The 18,557-nt window shown below is 56.7% G+C and carries 18 protein-coding genes; 4 read left to right on the top strand and 14 right to left on the bottom strand.

Annotated elements, in window-relative coordinates:
* Positions 1–36 precede the first annotated feature (36 nt).
* Both H7R76_RS07360 and H7R76_RS07355 read right to left on the bottom strand, forming a co-directional pair.
* Positions 37–1,368, bottom strand: a complete 1,332-nt coding sequence (locus H7R76_RS07360) for a PTS sugar transporter subunit IIC (RefSeq protein ID WP_182967372.1) — start codon at positions 1,366–1,368, stop codon at positions 37–39.
* A gap of 39 nt (positions 1,369–1,407) precedes the next feature.
* Positions 1,408–1,716, bottom strand: coding sequence for a PTS sugar transporter subunit IIB (locus H7R76_RS07355; RefSeq protein ID WP_106924235.1), 309 nt, complete (start codon positions 1,714–1,716; stop codon positions 1,408–1,410).
* A gap of 281 nt (positions 1,717–1,997) precedes the next feature.
* Between H7R76_RS07355 and H7R76_RS07350 the strand changes: the two genes are divergently transcribed.
* The gene (locus H7R76_RS07350) at positions 1,998–2,966 is read left to right on the top strand and encodes an IS5-like element IS903B family transposase (protein WP_000654804.1); all 969 of its coding nucleotides are present in this window, start codon (positions 1,998–2,000) and stop codon (positions 2,964–2,966) included.
* Positions 2,963–3,715: a GntR family transcriptional regulator gene (locus H7R76_RS07345; protein ID WP_182967911.1), complete on the top strand. Its 753-nt coding sequence runs from the start codon at positions 2,963–2,965 to the stop codon at positions 3,713–3,715. Before H7R76_RS07350 ends, H7R76_RS07345 begins: the two co-directional genes overlap by 4 nt.
* Positions 3,716–3,718: 3 nt before the next feature.
* Here the strand turns inward: H7R76_RS07345 and H7R76_RS07340 are convergent, their stop codons facing one another.
* On the bottom strand, positions 3,719–4,894 hold the full coding sequence (locus H7R76_RS07340) for an MFS transporter (protein ID WP_106924233.1): 1,176 nt from the start codon (positions 4,892–4,894) through the stop codon (positions 3,719–3,721).
* Positions 4,895–5,103: 209 nt separating this feature from the next.
* Positions 5,104–6,315, bottom strand: a complete 1,212-nt coding sequence (fabB, locus tag H7R76_RS07335; protein ID WP_035895077.1) for a beta-ketoacyl-ACP synthase I — start codon at positions 6,313–6,315, stop codon at positions 5,104–5,106.
* Between the two features lie 160 nt (positions 6,316–6,475).
* On the opposite strand from fabB, the gene mnmC reads away from it, so the two are divergent.
* On the top strand, positions 6,476–8,476 hold the full coding sequence (mnmC, locus tag H7R76_RS07330; RefSeq protein ID WP_182967370.1) for a bifunctional tRNA (5-methylaminomethyl-2-thiouridine)(34)-methyltransferase MnmC2/FAD-dependent 5-carboxymethylaminomethyl-2-thiouridine(34) oxidoreductase MnmC1: 2,001 nt from the start codon (positions 6,476–6,478) through the stop codon (positions 8,474–8,476).
* 40 nt (positions 8,477–8,516) lie between these two features.
* Here the strand turns inward: mnmC and H7R76_RS07325 are convergent, their stop codons facing one another.
* Genes H7R76_RS07325 through prmB form a run of 6 tightly spaced genes read right to left on the bottom strand, consistent with a single transcriptional unit; the run spans position 8,517 to position 13,063 of the window.
* Positions 8,517–8,792, bottom strand: coding sequence for a YfcL family protein (locus H7R76_RS07325; RefSeq protein WP_106924231.1), 276 nt, complete (start codon positions 8,790–8,792; stop codon positions 8,517–8,519).
* A 26-nt stretch (positions 8,793–8,818) separates the two neighbouring features.
* Positions 8,819–9,364, bottom strand: a complete 546-nt coding sequence (locus H7R76_RS07320) for an elongation factor P hydroxylase (RefSeq protein WP_106924230.1) — start codon at positions 9,362–9,364, stop codon at positions 8,819–8,821.
* Entirely contained in the window at positions 9,364–10,173 is an 810-nt protein-coding gene (locus tag H7R76_RS07315) for a sulfite exporter TauE/SafE family protein (protein WP_106924229.1), read from the bottom strand. The genes H7R76_RS07320 and H7R76_RS07315 overlap by 1 nt, the downstream gene beginning before the upstream one ends.
* Complete coding sequence (gene mepA / locus H7R76_RS07310) at positions 10,173–10,997, bottom strand: penicillin-insensitive murein endopeptidase (RefSeq protein WP_182967368.1); 825 nt, start codon at positions 10,995–10,997, stop codon at positions 10,173–10,175. The genes H7R76_RS07315 and mepA overlap by 1 nt, the downstream gene beginning before the upstream one ends.
* A gap of 2 nt (positions 10,998–10,999) precedes the next feature.
* A complete protein-coding gene (gene aroC / locus H7R76_RS07305; RefSeq protein WP_106924227.1) occupies positions 11,000–12,085 on the bottom strand; it encodes a chorismate synthase in 1,086 nt (361 codons plus the stop codon).
* 45 nt (positions 12,086–12,130) lie between these two features.
* Entirely contained in the window at positions 12,131–13,063 is a 933-nt protein-coding gene (gene prmB / locus H7R76_RS07300) for a 50S ribosomal protein L3 N(5)-glutamine methyltransferase (RefSeq protein WP_106924437.1), read from the bottom strand.
* Positions 13,064–13,227: 164 nt separating this feature from the next.
* Between prmB and smrB the strand changes: the two genes are divergently transcribed.
* Positions 13,228–13,779, top strand: a complete 552-nt coding sequence (smrB, locus tag H7R76_RS07295; protein ID WP_106924226.1) for an endonuclease SmrB — start codon at positions 13,228–13,230, stop codon at positions 13,777–13,779.
* 144 nt (positions 13,780–13,923) lie between these two features.
* Here the strand turns inward: smrB and sixA are convergent, their stop codons facing one another.
* The 4 genes from sixA to H7R76_RS07275 all read right to left on the bottom strand — a co-directional run bounded on the left by sixA (position 13,924) and on the right by H7R76_RS07275 (position 18,530).
* On the bottom strand, positions 13,924–14,409 hold the full coding sequence (sixA, locus tag H7R76_RS07290; RefSeq protein WP_106924225.1) for a phosphohistidine phosphatase SixA: 486 nt from the start codon (positions 14,407–14,409) through the stop codon (positions 13,924–13,926).
* Between the two features lie 187 nt (positions 14,410–14,596).
* Entirely contained in the window at positions 14,597–16,741 is a 2,145-nt protein-coding gene (gene fadJ, locus H7R76_RS07285; RefSeq protein WP_420258607.1) for a fatty acid oxidation complex subunit alpha FadJ, read from the bottom strand.
* A gap of 8 nt (positions 16,742–16,749) precedes the next feature.
* Positions 16,750–18,060, bottom strand: a complete 1,311-nt coding sequence (fadI, locus tag H7R76_RS07280; RefSeq protein ID WP_182967364.1) for an acetyl-CoA C-acyltransferase FadI — start codon at positions 18,058–18,060, stop codon at positions 16,750–16,752.
* A 185-nt stretch (positions 18,061–18,245) separates the two neighbouring features.
* Entirely contained in the window at positions 18,246–18,530 is a 285-nt protein-coding gene (locus H7R76_RS07275; protein ID WP_106924222.1) for a YfcZ/YiiS family protein, read from the bottom strand.
* Positions 18,531–18,557: the final 27 nt, after the last annotated feature.

Raw genomic sequence — 18,557 nt, 5'->3', positions numbered from 1 at the left:
GGGCCGGGGGCAAGCAGAACGACGTGGGCAAAGGCGTTACGCGCTTTCTTCCGCCGCCGCAGACATATTCACTTTGTTCGCGGCAATCACGAACGGCAGGTAGATAAGCGTCGCAACCGCCAGACACAGCACGCCAACAAACAGCGCCATCCAGTTACCGCCGGTGCCGAAGAAGGCTATCAGCGGGCCCGGCGTCGTCCATGGTACCGCGTAGGCAATCGGCGGGATAATCTCCAGCGTGATAAAGAAGTAGCCAATCAGCGCGTTCACAAACGGCACCAGGATAAACGGAATGACCAGAATCGGGTTCAGCACGATCGGCAGACCAAACATGACCGGCTCGTTGATATTGAACAGCCCCGGCACAAAGGCCATTTTCGCCAGGTCACGGTAATCTTTACGGCGAGAGGCTATAAAAATGGCCAGCAGCAGGCCCAGCGTCATCCCCGAACCACCGCAGTTAGCGAAAGCATCGTTGATGCCGGTCCAGGTGATCGGATACGGCGCCCCCCAGGTCGAGCCGTGAGAGGCGGCGTATGACAGATTTTCCAGATTCGCTTCCGAGAAAATCGTTTCGCGAATCGCGGCTACGGTATTTGGCCCGTGAATACCCAGAATCCACAGGAAGTTGGCCACCAGCCCCAGAATCAGCACGGTGAAGATGTTAGTTCCCATATCCTTCAGCGGTGCCTGGATCAGGGTGTAGATCAGATCGTTCAGCCCGTTCGGCGAGATTTTGGACAGCAGGAAGTTCAGCACCGAGAAGAAGATCATCACGAAGAAGATCGGCAGCAGCACCTTGAAAGAGCGCGCAACCGCCGGCGGCACCGCCGCTGGCATGTTGATCGTCACCTTCGGATTGCGCGCCAGTCGACAGAAAATTTCGCTCGACAGCAGCGCCACGATCACCGCCACAAACAGCCCCTGCGGCCCCAGATATTTGGTGGTCAGGTAGGCCTGGCCATCGATAATCACATAGGGGGTATACACCACAAAGAATGCGCCAATCGCCGTCAGGCCGCACAGCAGGTCGTCCTGCTGATAGCTGATCGCCATATTGCGCGCCACAAGGAAGGTAATCAGCACAGCCATAATATTGACCGAACCATTCATCACTGGCGTAAATATTTGCTGGGCATCGGCAAGATTAGGAAACAGCGTGCCAAGGTGTAATATACTGGCAATAAAACCGTCCGGCGACAGGATGGCAAAGTTGATAAGAATAATCAGCGAACTGGCCATCACAATCGGGAATGATAAAATAAATGCATCGCGAATGGCCGAAACGTGTATCTGAGAATTCAATTTAATCGCTACGGGAACGAGGATTTTTTCCATCCCTCGTTCAAATGAATTCATAAACCCCATAATGGTCCCTTAATTTTTTGGAAAAGTTAATTTGAATTATTAATGGAATAACCGTAGCGCCTGTTCTAAAACGGCCTTACCGTCCATCTGGCCGTAGCTTTTCATATCAATAACCGCAACCGGCATTTTCCCCTGAGCAATCGCTTCGATTTCCCGCTGTTGAAAACGGACCTGCGGGCCTAATAAAACCACGTCAACTTCCTGCTTTTTTATCTGCTCTTTGGCTTCGGAAATCGCCAGCGCATAAATCGTCGCGGTAATATTTTCCGCCTCCGCATGTTCACGCATTTTTTTTACCAGCATACTGGTCGACATCCCTGCTGCGCATACCAATAATATATTTTTCATCCAACGTCCTTTTTTAAAACCGAGCCTTAATTGACGATCACTTTAATAATTGTTAATTTCCGTAACCTGTATTCCGATCACAGTTACCCACGCCCAAGATGTTCAATAATCGTGAGATACATGAACGTGTTTAGCAAAAATCATGGAAATAGATTGATAACTATTTGTTTAAAAAGGATTTAAGGAGGTTCAAAAGTGGTATACCAGAACGTCATCAACCTGCTAAAAAACAGATTAAATAGCGCGAGCGGCTTTGTTGAATAAATCGAACTTTTGCTGAGTTGAAGGATCAGATCACGCATCTTCCCGACAACGCAGACCGTTCCGTGGCAAAGCAAAAGTTCAAAATCACCAACTGGCCCACCTACAATAAAGCCCTCATCAACCGTGGCTCCATAACTTTCTGGCTGGATGATGAAGCTATTCAGGCCTGGTATGAGTCAGCAACACCTTCTTCACGAGGCAGACCTCAGCGCTATTCTGACCTTGCCATCACGACTGTGCTGGTCATTAAACGCGTATTCAGGCTGACCCTGCGCGCTGCGCAGGGCTTTATTGATTCCATTTTTTCTCTGATGAACGTTCCGCTACGCTGCCCGGATTACAGCTGTGTCAGCAGGCGGGCAAAGTCGGTTAACGTCAGTTTCAAAACGCCCACCCGGGGTGAAATCGCACACCTGGTAATTGATTCCACCGGGCTGAAGGTCTTCGGTGAAGGCGAGTGGAAAGTCAAAAAGCATGGCCAGGAACGCCGCCGTATCTGGCGTAAGCTGCATCTCGCCGTTGACAGTAAAACACATGAAATCATCTGCGCTGACCTGTCGCTGAACAACGTTACGGACTCAGAGGCCTTCCCCGGGTTAATCCGGCAAACCCACCGGAAAATCAGGTCAGCCGCCGCCGATGGCGCTTACGATACCCGGCTCTGTCACGATGAACTGCGGCGTAAGAAAATCAGCGCGCTTATCCCTCCCCGAAAAGGTGCGGGTTACTGGCCCGGTGAATATGCAGACCGTAACCGTGCAGTGGCTAATCAGCGAATGACCGGGAGTAATGCGCGGTGGAAATGGACAACAGATTACAACCGTCGCTCGATAGCGGAAACGGCGATGTACCGGGTAAAACAGCTGTTCGGGGGTTCACTGACACTGCGTGACTACGATGGTCAGGTTGCAGAGGCTATGGCCCTGGTACGAGCGCTGAACAAAATGACGAAAGCAGGTATGCCTGAAAGCGTGCGTATTGCCTGAAAACACAACCCGCTACGGGGGAGACTTACCCGAAATCTGATTTATTCAACAAAGCCAGCGCGAGCTACAATATTGGCGATCTTCTGCCGTCGGAAAAAGAGCTGGCAGAATTATATGGTGTATCGCGTAATACCTTACGCAAGGCGCTCAAAGCGCTGGAAGAGGAAGGGATGATTGAGCGACGACACGGCTCGGGCACCTATTTACGTAACAAGCACTTTCAGGCCTCAGTAACCCATCTCGACAGCTTTACCGAAATCGCCCGCAACGAAGGCAAAACCCCGACCAGCCAGATTCTCAAATTCGAGCTCCAGCGCGCCTCTGACGACATCGCGACCCACCTGCGGGTCGGCCACGGTGAGCCGGTGTATTATGCCAGGCGGCTACGTTTTATCGACAATATTGCCATGCAGATGGAAGAGACTTGGCTGTCCGCCAGCCGTTTCCCGGACCTGACGATTGCCCATATGAAAAACTCGAAATTCTCGTACCTCGAGAATGAATGCGGCGTGAAGATCCTCGGCTGCTATGAATCTATCCAGCCGATACTACCATCAGCCGAGGTGGCAAAGCTGTTGCACATCAGCACACTAGACCCGATTATTCGCATGCAAACCCAGGCAGTAGACGAGCAGCAACACCCTATTGATTACTCGATTCTCTACACTAATATGTTCGAATTTCAGGTGAAGTATTTTCTGCCGCGTAAAGCGGCGACCGGCCCACGGGAAATGCGGGCCGATCAATAACCGCTATTTACGGAACGACCAAAGCGTCACGACAATCCCCAGCACGGCGGAAATAGCCCCGCCGAGGAACACCGACGGATAGCCGAACGAGGTGGCCAGCATCCCCGCCAGCGGCCCGGAAACGCCGAGCGCAATATCCTGGAAAGCCGCATAGCCGCCGAGCGCCGTTCCACGCACCTGCTGCGGCACGCGCTTGACCACTTCCACGCCCAGCGCCGGAAAAATAAGCGAACAGCCCGCACCGGTCAGCGCCGCGCCGGCCAGCGCAAACCACGCATCGGGCGCCTGCCACAGCAGTAGCAGTCCCACGGCCTCCACCAGCAGCGAGCCAACGGCGACCTTTACGCCGCCCAGGCGATCGGGCATCCAGCCAAACAGAATACGCACCAGCACGAACGTGCCGCCGAATGCCGTCAGCGTGAAACCTGCCATCGACCAGCCTTTGCTCATAAAGTAGAGCGACACGAAGGTACCAATCACCGCGAAGCCCACGCCCTGCAGCGCCAGCCCCACACCGGCCTTCCAGATAAGTCCAATAACGCTGAACAGCGACGGACGTTCGCCCGCCAGCGCCGCGACCTTGCGCACCGAGCCGTTAAACGCCCAGGCCAACAGCGGCAGCATCATCGTCACCCCAGCCAATACCGCAAAACCGTAGCGGTTGTTGATATACAGCCCAAGCGGTGCCCCTGCGGCCAGCGCGCCAAATATCGCCATTCCGTTCCAGGACATCACCTTACCGGACTGCTTTGGCCCCACCAGCCCCATCCCCCATGTCAGGGTACCGGTTAACAGCTGGCTTTCACCAAAACCCAGGATCAAGCGCCCGACGATCAGCAGGCCAAATTTGACCATCGCATCCACCGGCAGCAACGCCGCACCAAGCCAGGCGGCCCCGGCAAACGCGCAGGCGGCCATCCCCTGCAGCGCCGAGCGTTTACCGCCATACTGATCAGCCAATCGTCCCGCGTAGCCACGCGTCAGAACGGTAGCAAAGAACTGAATGCCCACGGCAATGCCCACCATCGTGTTGCCGTAGCCCAATTCCTGATGCACAAATAGCGGAATGACCGGCAGCGGAATGCCGACGGTGAGATAGGTCAGAAACACCGCAAACGCGATGCGAAATAACGACCCGTTCGAAGAAGATGTTGGTTCACTTTGAGTTACTGCTGTCATGCTTTACTCCAGAATGCTGAGTAAGGCGAGGTGCTGTAGCCACGCCCCCTCTACCTGATCATCAGGATTAAGGTGCGTTGGTTGACGTTGAACGCTTACGCATTATCGTGATGATAATGTTGAGCCGCGAGTTTGCCTGTTCTTTCCGTCCGTTGTCAACGCATAAAAAAAAGGAGCCCCGGGGGCTCCTTTTTCCATTCAATGTGAAATTACAGCTTACGCATCACCAGGGTGGCGTTGGTGCCGCCGAAGCCAAAGCTGTTGGACATGACGGTAGTCAGTTCACGCTCGGTCGGTTCGGTCACGATGTTCAGACCAGCGGCCTGCTCGTCCATCTCATCGATGTTAATGCTTGGCGCGATAAAGCCGTGTTCCAGCATCAGCAGAGAGTAGATAGCTTCCTGTACGCCAGCGGCGCCCAGAGAGTGGCCGGTCATGGCTTTGGTTGCAGAAATTGCCGGGCTGTTGTCGCCAAACACTTCCTGAATAGCGCCCAGTTCTTTCACGTCACCTACCGGGGTAGAAGTGCCGTGGGAGTTCAGGTAGTCGATTGGGGTATCAACGCCGTGCATTGCCATCTTCATGCAGCGCACTGCACCTTCACCGGATGGAGCAACCATATCTGCACCATCGGAGGTTGCACCGTAGCCAACGATTTCTGCATAGATATGCGCACCGCGCGCCAGCGCGTGTTCCAGTTCTTCAACCACAACCATACCGCCGCCGCCAGCGATGATGAAACCATCACGGTGTGCGTCATAGGTACGGGATGCTTTTTCTGGCGTGTCGTTGTATTTGGTGGACAGTGCGCCCATCGCGTCGAACTCACAGGCCATTTCCCAGCCCAGCTCTTCGCCGCCGCCAGCAAAAACGATGTCCTGTTTGCCCAGCTGAATCTGTTCAACCGCGTTGCCGATGCAGTGTGCGGAGGTTGCACACGCGGAGCTGATGGAGTAGTTCACACCGTGAATTTTGAACGGCGTTGCCAGGCACGCGGAAACCGCAGAGCCCATCGCTTTGGTTACCACATACGGGCCAACCGCTTTCAGGCCACGCGGGCTACGCATGGCGTCTGCGCCGAATACCTGCGCTTTCGAAGAGCCGCCGGAACCGGCAATCAGGCCCACACGCGGGTTGTTCTGGTAATCTTCTGCCTTCAGGCCGGAGTCTTCAACCGCCTGCTGCATAGAGAGATAAGCGTAGATAGAGGCATCGTTCATGAAACGGACCACTTTGCGATCGATAAGACCCGTGGTGTCCAGTTTGACGTTACCCCATACGTGGCTACGCATACCAGAATCTTTGAACTCTTGAGAGAAAGTGATCCCCGAGCGTCCTTCACGCAGGGATGCCAGGACTTCCTGCTGGTTGCTACCGATGCTGGAAACGATACCCAGGCCAGTAATCACTGCACGTTTCATTCAATACCTCTGTAAGTCATCACTATTTTAAAGTTTCGAGTCGCAAGATAGCGTACACTTGTACGCCGAACAAGTCCGATCAGCAATTTTATGCAGAAATTTGCGCCTGCGGGCACGCATCGTTAAGATCGGCAGACTCCTTGCCGCGCGAGTAACTTACGTGAAACATAACGCCATACAATCCGCCAACCTCGAATTTAACAGTGAGGGTACACCTGTTTCCCGAGATTTTGACGACGTCTATTTCTCCAACGACAACGGTCTGGAAGAGACCCGCTACGTTTTCCTCGGCGGTAACCAGATAGAGGTACGTTTCCCCCAACATCCGCATCCGCTTTTCGTGGTAGCGGAAAGCGGCTTTGGCACCGGCCTCAATTTCCTGACGCTGTGGCAGGCCTTCGACGCATTCCGCCGTCAGCATCCCGATGCTACGCTACAAAGATTACATTTCGTCAGTTTTGAAAAGTACCCACTGAAAGCCGAAGACCTGCGTCTGGCCCACCAGCACTGGCCAGAACTGGCAACCTGGGCCGAGCAGCTTCAGGCGCAGTGGCCTCAGCCGCTGGCGGGCTGTCACCGCCTGTTGCTTGATGACGGTCGCGTGACGCTGGACCTGTGGTTCGGCGACATCAATGCGCTCACGGATACCCTCGACGACAGCTTTAACCAGCAGGTTGACGCCTGGTTCCTCGACGGCTTTGCGCCATCGAAAAACCCGGACATGTGGACGCCGACGCTGTTTGCCGCCATGGCGCGTACCGCGCGGCCGGGCGGCACGCTCGCGACCTTTACCTCCGCAGGCTTTGTGCGTCGCGGTCTACAGGAAGCGGGCTTTACTATGCGTAAAAGCAAAGGCTTTGGGCGCAAGCGTGAAATGCTGATCGGTGAAATGCGTGAGCCGCTGCCGAATGCTGCGCGCGCGCCGTGGTTTGCCCGCACCGGCAGCCAGGTACGCGAAGCGGCTATTATCGGCGGCGGCATCGCCAGCGCCCTGCTCTCGCTGGCGCTGTTGCGCCGCGGCTGGTCGGTCACGCTGTATTGCGCAGACGATGAGCCGGCTCAGGGAGCCTCCGGCAATCGCCAGGGCGCGCTTTATCCACTGCTGAGCGCGCATGATGCCGCGCTGGCGCAGTTCTTCCCGGCGGCGTTTCTGTATGCCCGCCGGCTGTACGATGCGCTGCCAGTGGCTTTCGATCATCAGTGGTGCGGCGTCACGCAGCTGGGGTGGGATGAAAAAAGCGCGCAGAAAATTGCCCAAATGCTGACGCTCGACCTTCCCGCCGATATCGCGCGAGCGGTCAGCGCGCAGGCCGTGCGGGACAGCATCGGCCTGGAGACCGGCTGCGGAGGCATTCAGTATCCGCTCGGCGGCTGGCTTTGCCCGGCTCAGCTCACCGCTGGCGCTTTGGCGCTGGCCCGCCAGCAGGGGCTTAACGCCCACGTTGGCAAAACGCTCAGTGCATTGACCCGTGAGGAATCCGGCTGGCAGCTGGCGTTTAGCGACGGACAAACGGCCACCGCCCCCTGCGTGGTGTTGGCAAACGGTCACAATATCAATCAATTTACGCAAACCGAGACGCTTCCGGTGTACGCCGTCGGCGGCCAGGTGAGCCATATCCCAACCAGCGACAGCCTGGCGAAACTGAACCAGGTCTTGTGCTATGACGGCTACCTGACCCCACAGAACCCGCAGAATCAGCAGCACTGCATTGGCGCCAGCTATCATCGCGGAGCGCGAGAAATGGCGTTTAATGCTGAAGACCAGCAGCATAATCGTCAGCGCTTGATTGACTGCTTCCCGCAGGAAACATGGCCGCTGGAGGTCGACGTTAGCGCTAACGACGCCCGCTGTGGCGTTCGCTGTGCCACGCGCGATCATCTGCCGATGGTCGGTAACGTGCCGGACTACGCCGCCACGCTCGCCGGATATGCCACGCTGCACGAAAGTCCGGAAACGGCGATTTCGGCCCCGGTGTATCCTGAGCTGTTTATGCTGGGGGGGCTGGGGTCGCGCGGGCTGTGTACTGCGCCGTTAAGCGCCGAAGTGCTGGCAGCACAGATGAGCAATGAACCGCTGCCGCTTGACGCGACTACGCTGGCGGGGCTCAATCCAAACCGATTATGGGTGCGAAAACTGCTGAAGGGAAAAGCGGTAAAATAACGCAGAACGTTTGCCCGGCAGCGATACCGGGCAAATGCGCTTAGCGGGCGGCCTGCTGATACAGGTTGTCCCACATGGCTTTGACCAGCGCCTGGTCGCGCGGCGTCAGTTCACCGGCACCAATCGCCGTTTCCAGGCTCTGCGTCACGTTGCGATACAGGGCATCGGCAGAATGCGCTTCGCTTTCTTCAAGCTCGGCAACCGCCAGCGTCAGGTGGCCGCGCAGATAACCGCTGGCAAACAGCTCATCATCGCTGGCGTGCTCCACCATCTCATCAATTAACGCCAGAATGCGTGCTTCAAACTCCGCGATCATCTTCTTTCCTCTTTCTGTAACATGGCTTAGAGATCCTCAGGCCATGGGAAGTGTTCCGCCGTTAGGGTCGGCGTCTGATAATAATCTTGTAATGCCTTGATAAATTTTGCCGGACGCGGCGGGATGCCCTCTTTCAGATAGGTCATGACCTGCGCATGCACGCGTCGCTGAAACACGATGCGGTCCGGCTCGAAATCGCCTTCCAGGTTGTCGCAGCTGACGTTAAACGGAAAGCCCGCCGCCACGCAAAACAGCCAGTCAAACGCCTGCGGTTTCACTTCGACGTCTTCAAACTGCCCTTGGGTCTCGGCGTCGCGCCCGTCCGGGCAGTACCAGTAGCCAAAATCGACCTGCTCACGGCGCGCCTTCCCGGCGATGCACCAGTGGGAAATTTCGTGCAGCGCGCTGGCAAAAAAGCCGTGGGCGAAAACGATACGGTTGTAAGGAACCTCGTCGTCTGCCGGAAGATAGATGGGTTCATCATCGCCTTTAATCAGACGAGTATTAAACTCATCGGCGAAGCAGCTATCAAAGAGCGTTACCAGCTGCTGGTAATCATGCGTTTTGGTCATTAATGCATCCCTAACCACTGAAGGATTTCCTGTCCATGGCTGTCATAGAGCAGCTTGGCGCTCATCACCGCGGAGACCACGACGATCATCGGGCGGATCAGCGCTTGCCCCTTACTCAACACTAAGCGCGAGCCCATGCGCGCGCCAAAAAACTGGCCAATCATCATCACAAAGCCGGTCGCCCAGATAACTTTGCCGCCAATGATAAACAGCAAAAGACCACCGACGTTCGAGGTCGCGTTCAACACCTTGGCGTGCGCGGTGGATTTGGCAAGGTTAAAGCCCATCAACGTCACAAACGCCAGCGCATAAAACGAACCCGCACCGGGGCCGAAGAAGCCATCGTAAAAGCCTACGCAGCCGCCAGCAACCAGCGCAAACGGCAGGCCGTACAGACGGCGCTGACGATCGGCTTCACCCAGCTTTGGCATCAGCAGAAAGTAAAGACCAATGCTGATAACCAGAATGGGCAGGATCTGGCGCAGAATATCGGACTGCACGTGCTGCACCAGCAGCGCACCGGTCATTGAGCCAATGAAGGTCATCAGGATATTCAGCTTCTGATCGGCCAGATTCACCACTTTGCGGCGGACAAAATAGAGCGATGCGGAGAGTGAGCCGCCGCAGGCCTGTAATTTGTTGGTTGCCAGCGCCTGCGCGGGCGGCATGCCCGCTGCCATCAGCGCCGGGACGGTCAGCAAACCGCCGCCGCCGGCCAGTGAATCAATAAAGCCAGCCAGAATGGCAATAAAGAACAGCGCCACCAGCATGAGCGGCTCGACCATAAATAACGCGGAAAAACTGTCCATCAGAGTACGTGTTCATCCAGTAGCGCCTGGCAGGAAGGCGGCAACGGTGGAGGCGTCTTCTTCACAGGTTTGGTGGTGCCAGGTTTTGGCGGTTCGAACCAGCTTTGCAGCTCAGCGCCGCAGCCGTCACCCGCAGGCGGCGGCGCCTGCTCTTCACATTCTAAGCTGTTAGCCGGGCACTTCAGCCGCACGTGCATATGCGCACGGTGCTGGAACCACGGGCGCACTTTATGCAACCAGTCGCGATCGTTGCCCGCTTCCAGGCACAGCTGCTGCTTGATGGCCGGGGTGACGAAAATTCGCGTCACGTCGCGGTCTTCCGCCGCCAGCTTAATCAGTTGGCCAATTTCCGGTTTCCACAGCGTCGGCACAACGCGCTTGCCGTCGGCGCTCACCAAATCCAGCGCCTGCGGTTTCAGCAGCTGTGCTGAACTCCAGCGCGTCTTCGGGAGCTGCAGGAAAATATCGACATCCAGACCACTCTGGTGGCTGGCGTGTCCGCCGTTAAAGCGCCCGCCTGCGGGCATACCCATATCGCCAATCAGCATCGTGCCCATACCCAACTTCTGCACCTGGCCGCCAAGCCGCTGGATAAACTGCACCAGATCCGGGTGGCCAAAATAGCGGCGCTGATCGGTACGCATCACCTGATAGGTGTCAGACTGGAGCGGCAGCGCCTGCGCGCCGACGATACAGCCGTTGGCAAATGCCCCGATAGACTGGGCGCTGCCGGCGATAGGCTGAGTGATTTTCTGCCACGGCGTTGCCGCCAGCGAGGTGCCGCTGGCAAGCAGAGCCAGCAGCGCTATAACGGTTTTTTTCATGTTTACCAGCGTGGAATTGACGTCGTCACATCGGCGTTCTGCGCCCGTTGGCGCATAAAATGATCCATCAGGACAATAGCCAGCATCGCTTCGGCGATCGGCACAGCGCGGATGCCAACACAAGGATCGTGGCGACCTTTGGTGATCATCTCAACTTCCTCGCCAAAGCGGTCGATCGTCTTACCCGGCACGGTGATACTTGATGTCGGTTTCAGCGCAATATTGGCCACAATCTGTTGGCCGCTGCTGATGCCGCCCAAAATACCGCCCGCGTGGTTGCTCTGGAAACCGGCTTTGGTGATTTCATCGCGGTTTTCACTGCCGCGCAGTTTCACCACCTCAAAGCCATCGCCAATCTCTACGCCTTTTACCGCGTTGATGCTCATCAGCGCATGGGCAATATCGGCGTCCAGGCGATCGAATACCGGTTCACCGAGACCCGGCGGGACGCCATCGGCCACGACGGTGACTTTAGCGCCAATTGAGTCGCCTTCTTTTTTGAGGCCGCGCATCAGCTCGTCTAAGGCCTCAATTTTGTCCGGATCCGGGCAGAAGAACGGGTTTTGTTCAACCTGATCCCAGTCCTTAATCGCCAGCGGAATGTCGCCCATCTGAGTCAGACAGCCGCGAATAACGATACCAAACTTCTCGGCAAGGAATTTCTTGGCGATCGCCCCGGCGGCCACGCGCATCGCCGTTTCACGCGCAGAAGAACGCCCACCGCCGCGATAGTCGCGCAGCCCATATTTCTGCTCGTAGGTGTAGTCGGCATGCCCCGGGCGGAAAACGTCTTTAATCGCGCCGTAATCCTGAGAGCGCTGATCGGTGTTTTCAATCAGCAGGCCAATACTGGTGCCGGTGGTCACGCCTTCAAAGACACCGGAGAGGATTTTCACCTGATCCGGCTCGCGGCGTTGCGTGGTGTAGCGCGATGTCCCCGGGCGACGACGATCGAGGTCGTGCTGAAGATCGGCTTCAGTTAACGGAATGCCGGGCGGCACGCCGTCAACGATGCAGCCCAGCGCCAGGCCGTGCGACTCGCCAAAGGTGGTTACGCGAAAGAGTTGTCCAATTGTATTTCCTGCCATCACGACTCCGTTATCGTTGTTCTGCGTTATTGCGTGCTGGATAAATCAGTCTTTGTACTGCGCGAAATGATGCTGCGCGGCTTCAAGCTGCGCTTTAGTCAGCATAAAGACGCCGTCACCGCCGTTGTCAAACTCGAGCCAGGTGAACGGGACATCCGGATATTGGTCCATCAGATGTACCATGCTGTTACCCACTTCACAAATCAGAATGCCGTCGTCGGTGAGATAATCCGGCGCGCAGCCTAAGATACGACGGGTCAGGTGCAGGCCGTCCGAGCCGGAAGCCAGGCCCAGCTCCGGTTCATGGCGATACTCCGACGGCAGGTCAGACATATCTTCTTCATCAACGTAAGGCGGGTTGGTCACGATCAGATCGTATTGCAGCTGCGGCGCGTCACGGAACAGATCGGAGCGAATCGGCGTGACATGATGAATCATACCGTGCTCTTCGATGTTGTATTCGGTGACGGCCAGCGCGTCCACCGAAACATCAATCGCGTCGACTTCCGCTTCCGGGAAGGCATAGGCGCAGGCGATAGCAATGCAGCCGCTGCCGGTGCACATATCGAGAATATGCTGTGGACGATGATTAATCAGGCCGGCGAAGCGATTGTTAATCAGCTCACCAATCGGCGAACGCGGCACCAGAACGCGATCGTCAACGTAGAATTCGTGACCGCAGAACCAGGCTTTGTTCGTCAGGTAGGCGACCGGGATACGCTCGTTGACGCGGCGAATAACGCGCTCAACGATCAGCTGTTTTTCGCTGGTGGTCAGACGCGCGTTGCGCATATCTTCCGGAATATCCAGCGGTAAATACAGGGTCGGCAGAACCAGTTGAACGGCCTCGTCCCACGGGTTGTCGGTGCCGTGCCCGTACCAGATTTCGGCCGCGCTAAAGCGGCTTACCGCCCAGCGCAGCATGTCCTGAATGGTGTGCAGCTCATTGACTGCTTCTTCAACAAAAATCTTATCCACGTTGTCCTCCAGGGCATGCGTCGGGGTAAATTCGGCGGCTAGTTTGCCATGAAGACGGCGATAAATCAGCATTCTTGCGTAGGGCGCGGGGAAAAAAGCGTTTTCGCTGCAGGAAGCACGCTGAAAAGGTAAACTAGGGGAAAAGGCGAATTTGAGAAGAATTGATGAAAAACAAAAACTCACTGAGCGAGGAGGATCAGGCACTCTTCCAGCAGCTGATGACCGGCACGCGTAAAATCAAGCAGGATACGATCGTTCATCGCCCGCAGCGTAAGAAAATCAGCGAAGTGCCACCAAAGCGGCTATTGCAGGAACAGGCGGACAATAGCCACTACTTTTCCGATGAGTTCCAGCCGTTGCTCAACACCAACGGTCCGGTGAAATACGTGCGCCAGGACGTCAGTCATTTTGAGCTGAAGAAACTGCGCCGCGGCGACTACTCGCCGGAGCTGTTCCTCGATCTGCATGGGTTAACCCAAACGCAGGCCAAACAAGAGCTGGGCGCGCTGATTGCCGCCTGCCGCCGGGAGCATGTGTTCTGCGCCTGCGTCATGCACGGCCACGGTAAGCACATTCTCAAACAGCAAACGCCGCTCTGGCTGGCGCAGCACCCGCACGTTATGGCGTTCCATCAGGCATCGAAAGAGTACGGCGGTGACGCCGCGCTGCTGGTGCTGATTGAAGTGGAAGAGTGGCTGCCGCCGGAGCTGCCGTAAGACGCGATGTCGGCCGGATAAAGCAACGTCGCTATGCGGCGTTCTGCGCCCGGTTACCTGATGGCGCTACGCTTATCAGGCCTACAGGCATCAGACCAACGGGGAGTCAGGCATTACCCGGCCACTTAGCCGGGTAATCAGCGGTTAGATCGCTTTCGCCATTTTCAGATTGCACGGGCTCATTTGCCAGTTCAGGACGCCCTGTCCGTTTGCGTCGAGGGTGACGCAGGCAATGGCTGAGGTCGTGAACATCGGCGGGACTTCGCCAGGACACAGTTCGGCGACCAGATAACCGACCAGCGGCAGGTGGGAAATCACCAGTACCGATGATGTGCCTTCGTTCGCCAGAGCCTGGAGATAGGCGCTAACCAGACCGATATCACCGCACGGCGTTAGCTCGGGCAGAACATCCACTTCTTTTGGCAGGTTCATGCACTCCCCTACCACTTCCAGCGTCTGCTCCGCACGCAGATAAGGGCTCACCAGAACGCGACCGATATCCACTTTTTGGTCTTTCAACCAGGTTGCCATCTGACGAGATTCATCACAACCACAGCCGGTGAGAGGACGAACCGAGTCACTGGCTGCATCGAGGGCAGCGTCGCCGTGACGCATAATAAACACTTGCATATTGCACCGCTTTTGTTAACCAGAAGCACCAGCGTCACCCCGAAGGTGACGCGGTAGCCGGGCATTGTGCCTTATCCATTCACTGAATGAAACGCTGATTTTTACCTTACTGGCGTAAGTATAGTCAACATCTGTTTACAAAATAGCCAGAAACCTTGCGATTCATCAGGGTTCACTGACTTTGACATCAGCGCGTGGAATCCGTTTCATCACCAGGCCAAAAGGTCTCCCCGCGTTCCGCACGCTGCATCAGCGCATCGCACGGCATAAAGCGTGGGCCATACTGGCTGGCCAATCGTTGCAGTCGGGCAACCACTTCACCCGCCCCCAGTGAATCCATATAGCGGAGCGGGCCACCGAGGAACGGTGGGAAACCAATGCCAAATACTGCCCCAATGTCGCCGTCGCGCGCGCTGCGGACAATGTTCTCATCCATGCAGCGTGCCGCTTCGTTGAGCATCAGCATCACGCAGCGTTCGGCAATGTGTTCGGCCGAGCAGCGGGCGTTACGCGCCGACATGCCCGGCAAAGCGTAAACGGCAGTATCAACTTGTTTCTTGCTTGTACGCCCTTTTGTGGCATAAAGATAGAAACCCCGGCCATTTTTTCTGCCTTTGCGATCGTCATTCAAAATTGCCTGAATCAGCGTTGCAGGCGCGCTAAAACGTTCCCCGTAGGCCGCTTCCAGCACCGGAAGAATTTTGGTGCCGGTATCAATGCCCACTTCATCCAGCAACTGAATCGGCCCGACCGGGAATCCAAATTTAACCAACGCATTATCAATATCTTCCACGCGCTCGCCGTCGACCAGCATGCGCATGGCTTCGGCAATGTACGGCGCCAGAATGCGGTTAACGTAAAAACCGGCTTTATCCGCGACCACAATCGGCGTTTTTCCCTGTTTCTTCGCGAGCTTCACGGTAGTGGCAATCGTCTGCTCTGACGTGCCCACATGGGGGATAACCTCCACCAGCGGCATTTTTTCAACCGGGCTGAAAAAATGCAGACCGATCACCTGCTCAGGCCGCTGCGCATGGGCAGCAATATCGCCAATGGGCAAAGAAGAGGTATTAGACGCAAAAATGGTGTGCGGCGCGCAGTACTGTTCAATTTCGCCAACCATTTTTTGTTTGAGCGCAAGATCTTCAAATACCGCTTCAATCACCAGATCGCGATGGGCAAACCCTCGGTAGTCGGTACTGCCGGAAATCAACGCCAGCTGCGCATCTCGCTCGGCGGGTTTCATGTGACGACGGCGCACCTTTTGCTCCAGCTGATCCCAGCTGTACTTCAGCGCATGGTTAATACCGTTGGCGTTAATATCTTTGATTCGCACCGGTAGCTTACCTTTAATCGCCGTCACATAGGCAATACCACCGCCCATCAGGCCGCCGCCTAATACGCCGACCGAACGCAGCGGGCCTGCCTCAACGCGAGCGCCGGGATCCTTTTTAATATCGGTGCTGGCAAAGAAAATGCTGCGCAGTGCGCGCGACTGCGGCGTCATCGCCAGTTCGCCAAAGGCACGGGCTTCGGCTTCGTAGCCGCTGCTGGCGCCATGGGCCAGACCGGTTTCAATAACCTGCAAAATTTTATCCGCCGCCGGATAGTTGCCCTGCGTTTTCTGTGCCGTTTTCTTTGCCGCCATACTGAACAGCAGGTGACGACCCAGTGGCCCCGCCAGGATACGCTCGCGCACCGGCAGGCGGCGATGTTCATGGCGCGCTTTACGCACATATTCAGCGGCGGCGTCCAGCAGAATCGAGTGCGGAACCACTTCATCCACCAGCCCTGCTTTCAAGGCCTGACGGGCGCGCAGCTGTTTTCCGGTCAGGATCATGTCCAGCGCAGTACTGACGCCAATCAGGCGCGGCAAACGCTGAGTACCGCCCGATCCCGGCAGCAGGCCGAGCTGAACTTCCGGCAGGCCGAGCACCGTACGGCTGTCGTCTGAGCAGATGCGCGCATGGCAGGCCAGCGCCAGCTCCAGGCCGCCGCCAAGGCAGGCACCGTGGATGGCCGCGACCACCGGGACTGATAGCCCCTGAATTTCCGCCATCACCTGTTGCCCCTGACGCGCCAGCGATTCGGCTTCCTGCGCGCTTTTGCAGCGACCAATCATGTTAATATCGGCCCCGGCGATAAAGTTATCGGGCTTCGCAGAGATAAACACCACGCCCTGCAGCGCTTTGTTATCGCGAATTTGCCGGAGGATAGCGCGCACCTGGCCGCCAAACTCGGCTTTCAGGGTGTTCATCTTTTCATCAGGCACATCAATCGTCACCACCGCCACGTTGTCCGGGCGCACGGTAAAGGTAAATGCGGATTTCATCGCTTCCATTATTCAGCCTCCAGTACCATCGCTGCACCTAATCCGCCCGCCGCACAGGCGGTCACCAGCCCAAAGCCGCCGCCGCGACGGCGCAGTTCATGGAGCGTTTGGGTTATCATGCGCGCACCGGTTGCGGCAAACGGATGGCCGTAGGCGATAGATCCCCCCAGCACGTTGAATTTGCTCTCCTCCACTTCGCCGGTGGCCTGGCTGCGGCCCAGCACCTCGCGAGCGAATTTATCGCTCGCCAGACATTGAATATTGGCCAGCGTCTGCGCGGCAAATGCTTCATGCATATCGATAAGCGTCAGGTCGGCGAACGTTAGCCCGGCGCGATCCAGCGCCAGCGGCGTTGACCAGGCCGGGCCCAGCAGCATGTCCTGCCAGACGTCAATGGCGGTAAAGGCGTAGCTACGCAGATAGCCCAGCGGCGTCAGCCCCAGTTCTTTGGCGCGGGATTCGGTCATCAAGATCACCGCCGCTGCACCGTCGGTCAGCGGCGTACTGTTAGCCGCCGTAACGGTGCCGTGCTGACGGTCAAATGCCGGACGCAGTTTGGCGTAGTCCGCCAGCGTAGAGTTCGCGCGGATATTGTTGTCCTGCTCAAGTGGATTACGGTACGGCGGCGCGTAGGCCGTCATCACCTCGTCGTTCAATTTGCCCGCCGCCCAGGCCTGAGCCGCCAGCAGATGCGAGCGGTTTGCCAGCGCATCCTGCTGTTCGCGAGTAATACCGTAGGTTTTTGCCATCTGCTCGGCGGTGTCCCCCATGCGCAGCCCGGTAGAATACTCGGCTACCGCTGGCGGCACCGGCATCAGGTCGCGCAGACGCAGACGGGAAAAGAGCTTCAGCTTTTGCCCCAGAGTGCGGGCTTTGTTGGCATCCACCAGGGTACGCGCCAGCTTATTGCTGACGCCAATCGGCAGTACGGAAGAGGAGTCGGCGCCGCCGGCGATGCCCGCACGAATCGTGCCTGCCATCAGACTTTCGGCGACGTTAGCAACGGCCTGGAAACTGGTGGCGCAGGCGCGGCTGACGCTGTACGCGTCAGTATGCACGTTCATGCCGGTACCCAGCACAATTTCACGGGCAATGTTGGGTGCGGCCGGCATCTGGACCACCTGACCGAACACCAGTTGTTCAATTAACTCGGGGGGAATTTCGCTACGTGCCAGCATTTCGCCCACCACCATTTTACCTAAATCAACGGCGGGAACGCCGTGATAGGCGGTAGCCTGACGGGCAAACGGGGTACGTAACCCACTGACAATAGCAATGCGATCGCCCTGGCGGGTGATAAGCGGTAACGCCTGACTCATAACTCTCCCCTGTTATCGGAAATCGACCAAGTGGTCTGACCTGATAACATTCTTAACTAATTTTTTACACTTAGCCAATCGGAGAGAGGAAAAATTGCGAGCTAAAACACACTGAGCGATAAAGAAAACGCCCCCGCAGCGTGAGCAACGAGGGCGTGAGCAGAAAGGTCATTCGCCTGGGGCGATTAACGCAGGCCCAGCTGGAAAATCAGGGTTTCGGCTTCACAAGCGAAGACAAAGTCGATATCCAGCTGCACGCCGCCTTCAACGTCTTTGAAGTTTGCGGTAATTTTGCACGGCTCGGACTCAACGCCGCGCGCTTTTTCCGTCAGCGCTGCCAGGGTTTCTTCTGCATCAGCGCGGTTAGCAAAAACGCGGCTGTAAGATGCGGTGCAGTCGGAGTTGTCCATGATGGTACCAACGTCCATGCAGCAGCAAACCGGGGTTTCATCAGCACTACATTTACTCATTGTAGATTTCCTCTGTTTTGCGCACTC

The sequence above is a fragment of the Klebsiella sp. WP8-S18-ESBL-06 genome, assembly GCF_014169755.1.
GTDB lineage: Bacteria > Pseudomonadota > Gammaproteobacteria > Enterobacterales > Enterobacteriaceae > Kluyvera > Kluyvera ascorbata_B.
The sequence above is the reverse complement of the archived record's forward strand: the minus strand, read 5'-3'. Positions and strand labels throughout refer to the sequence as shown.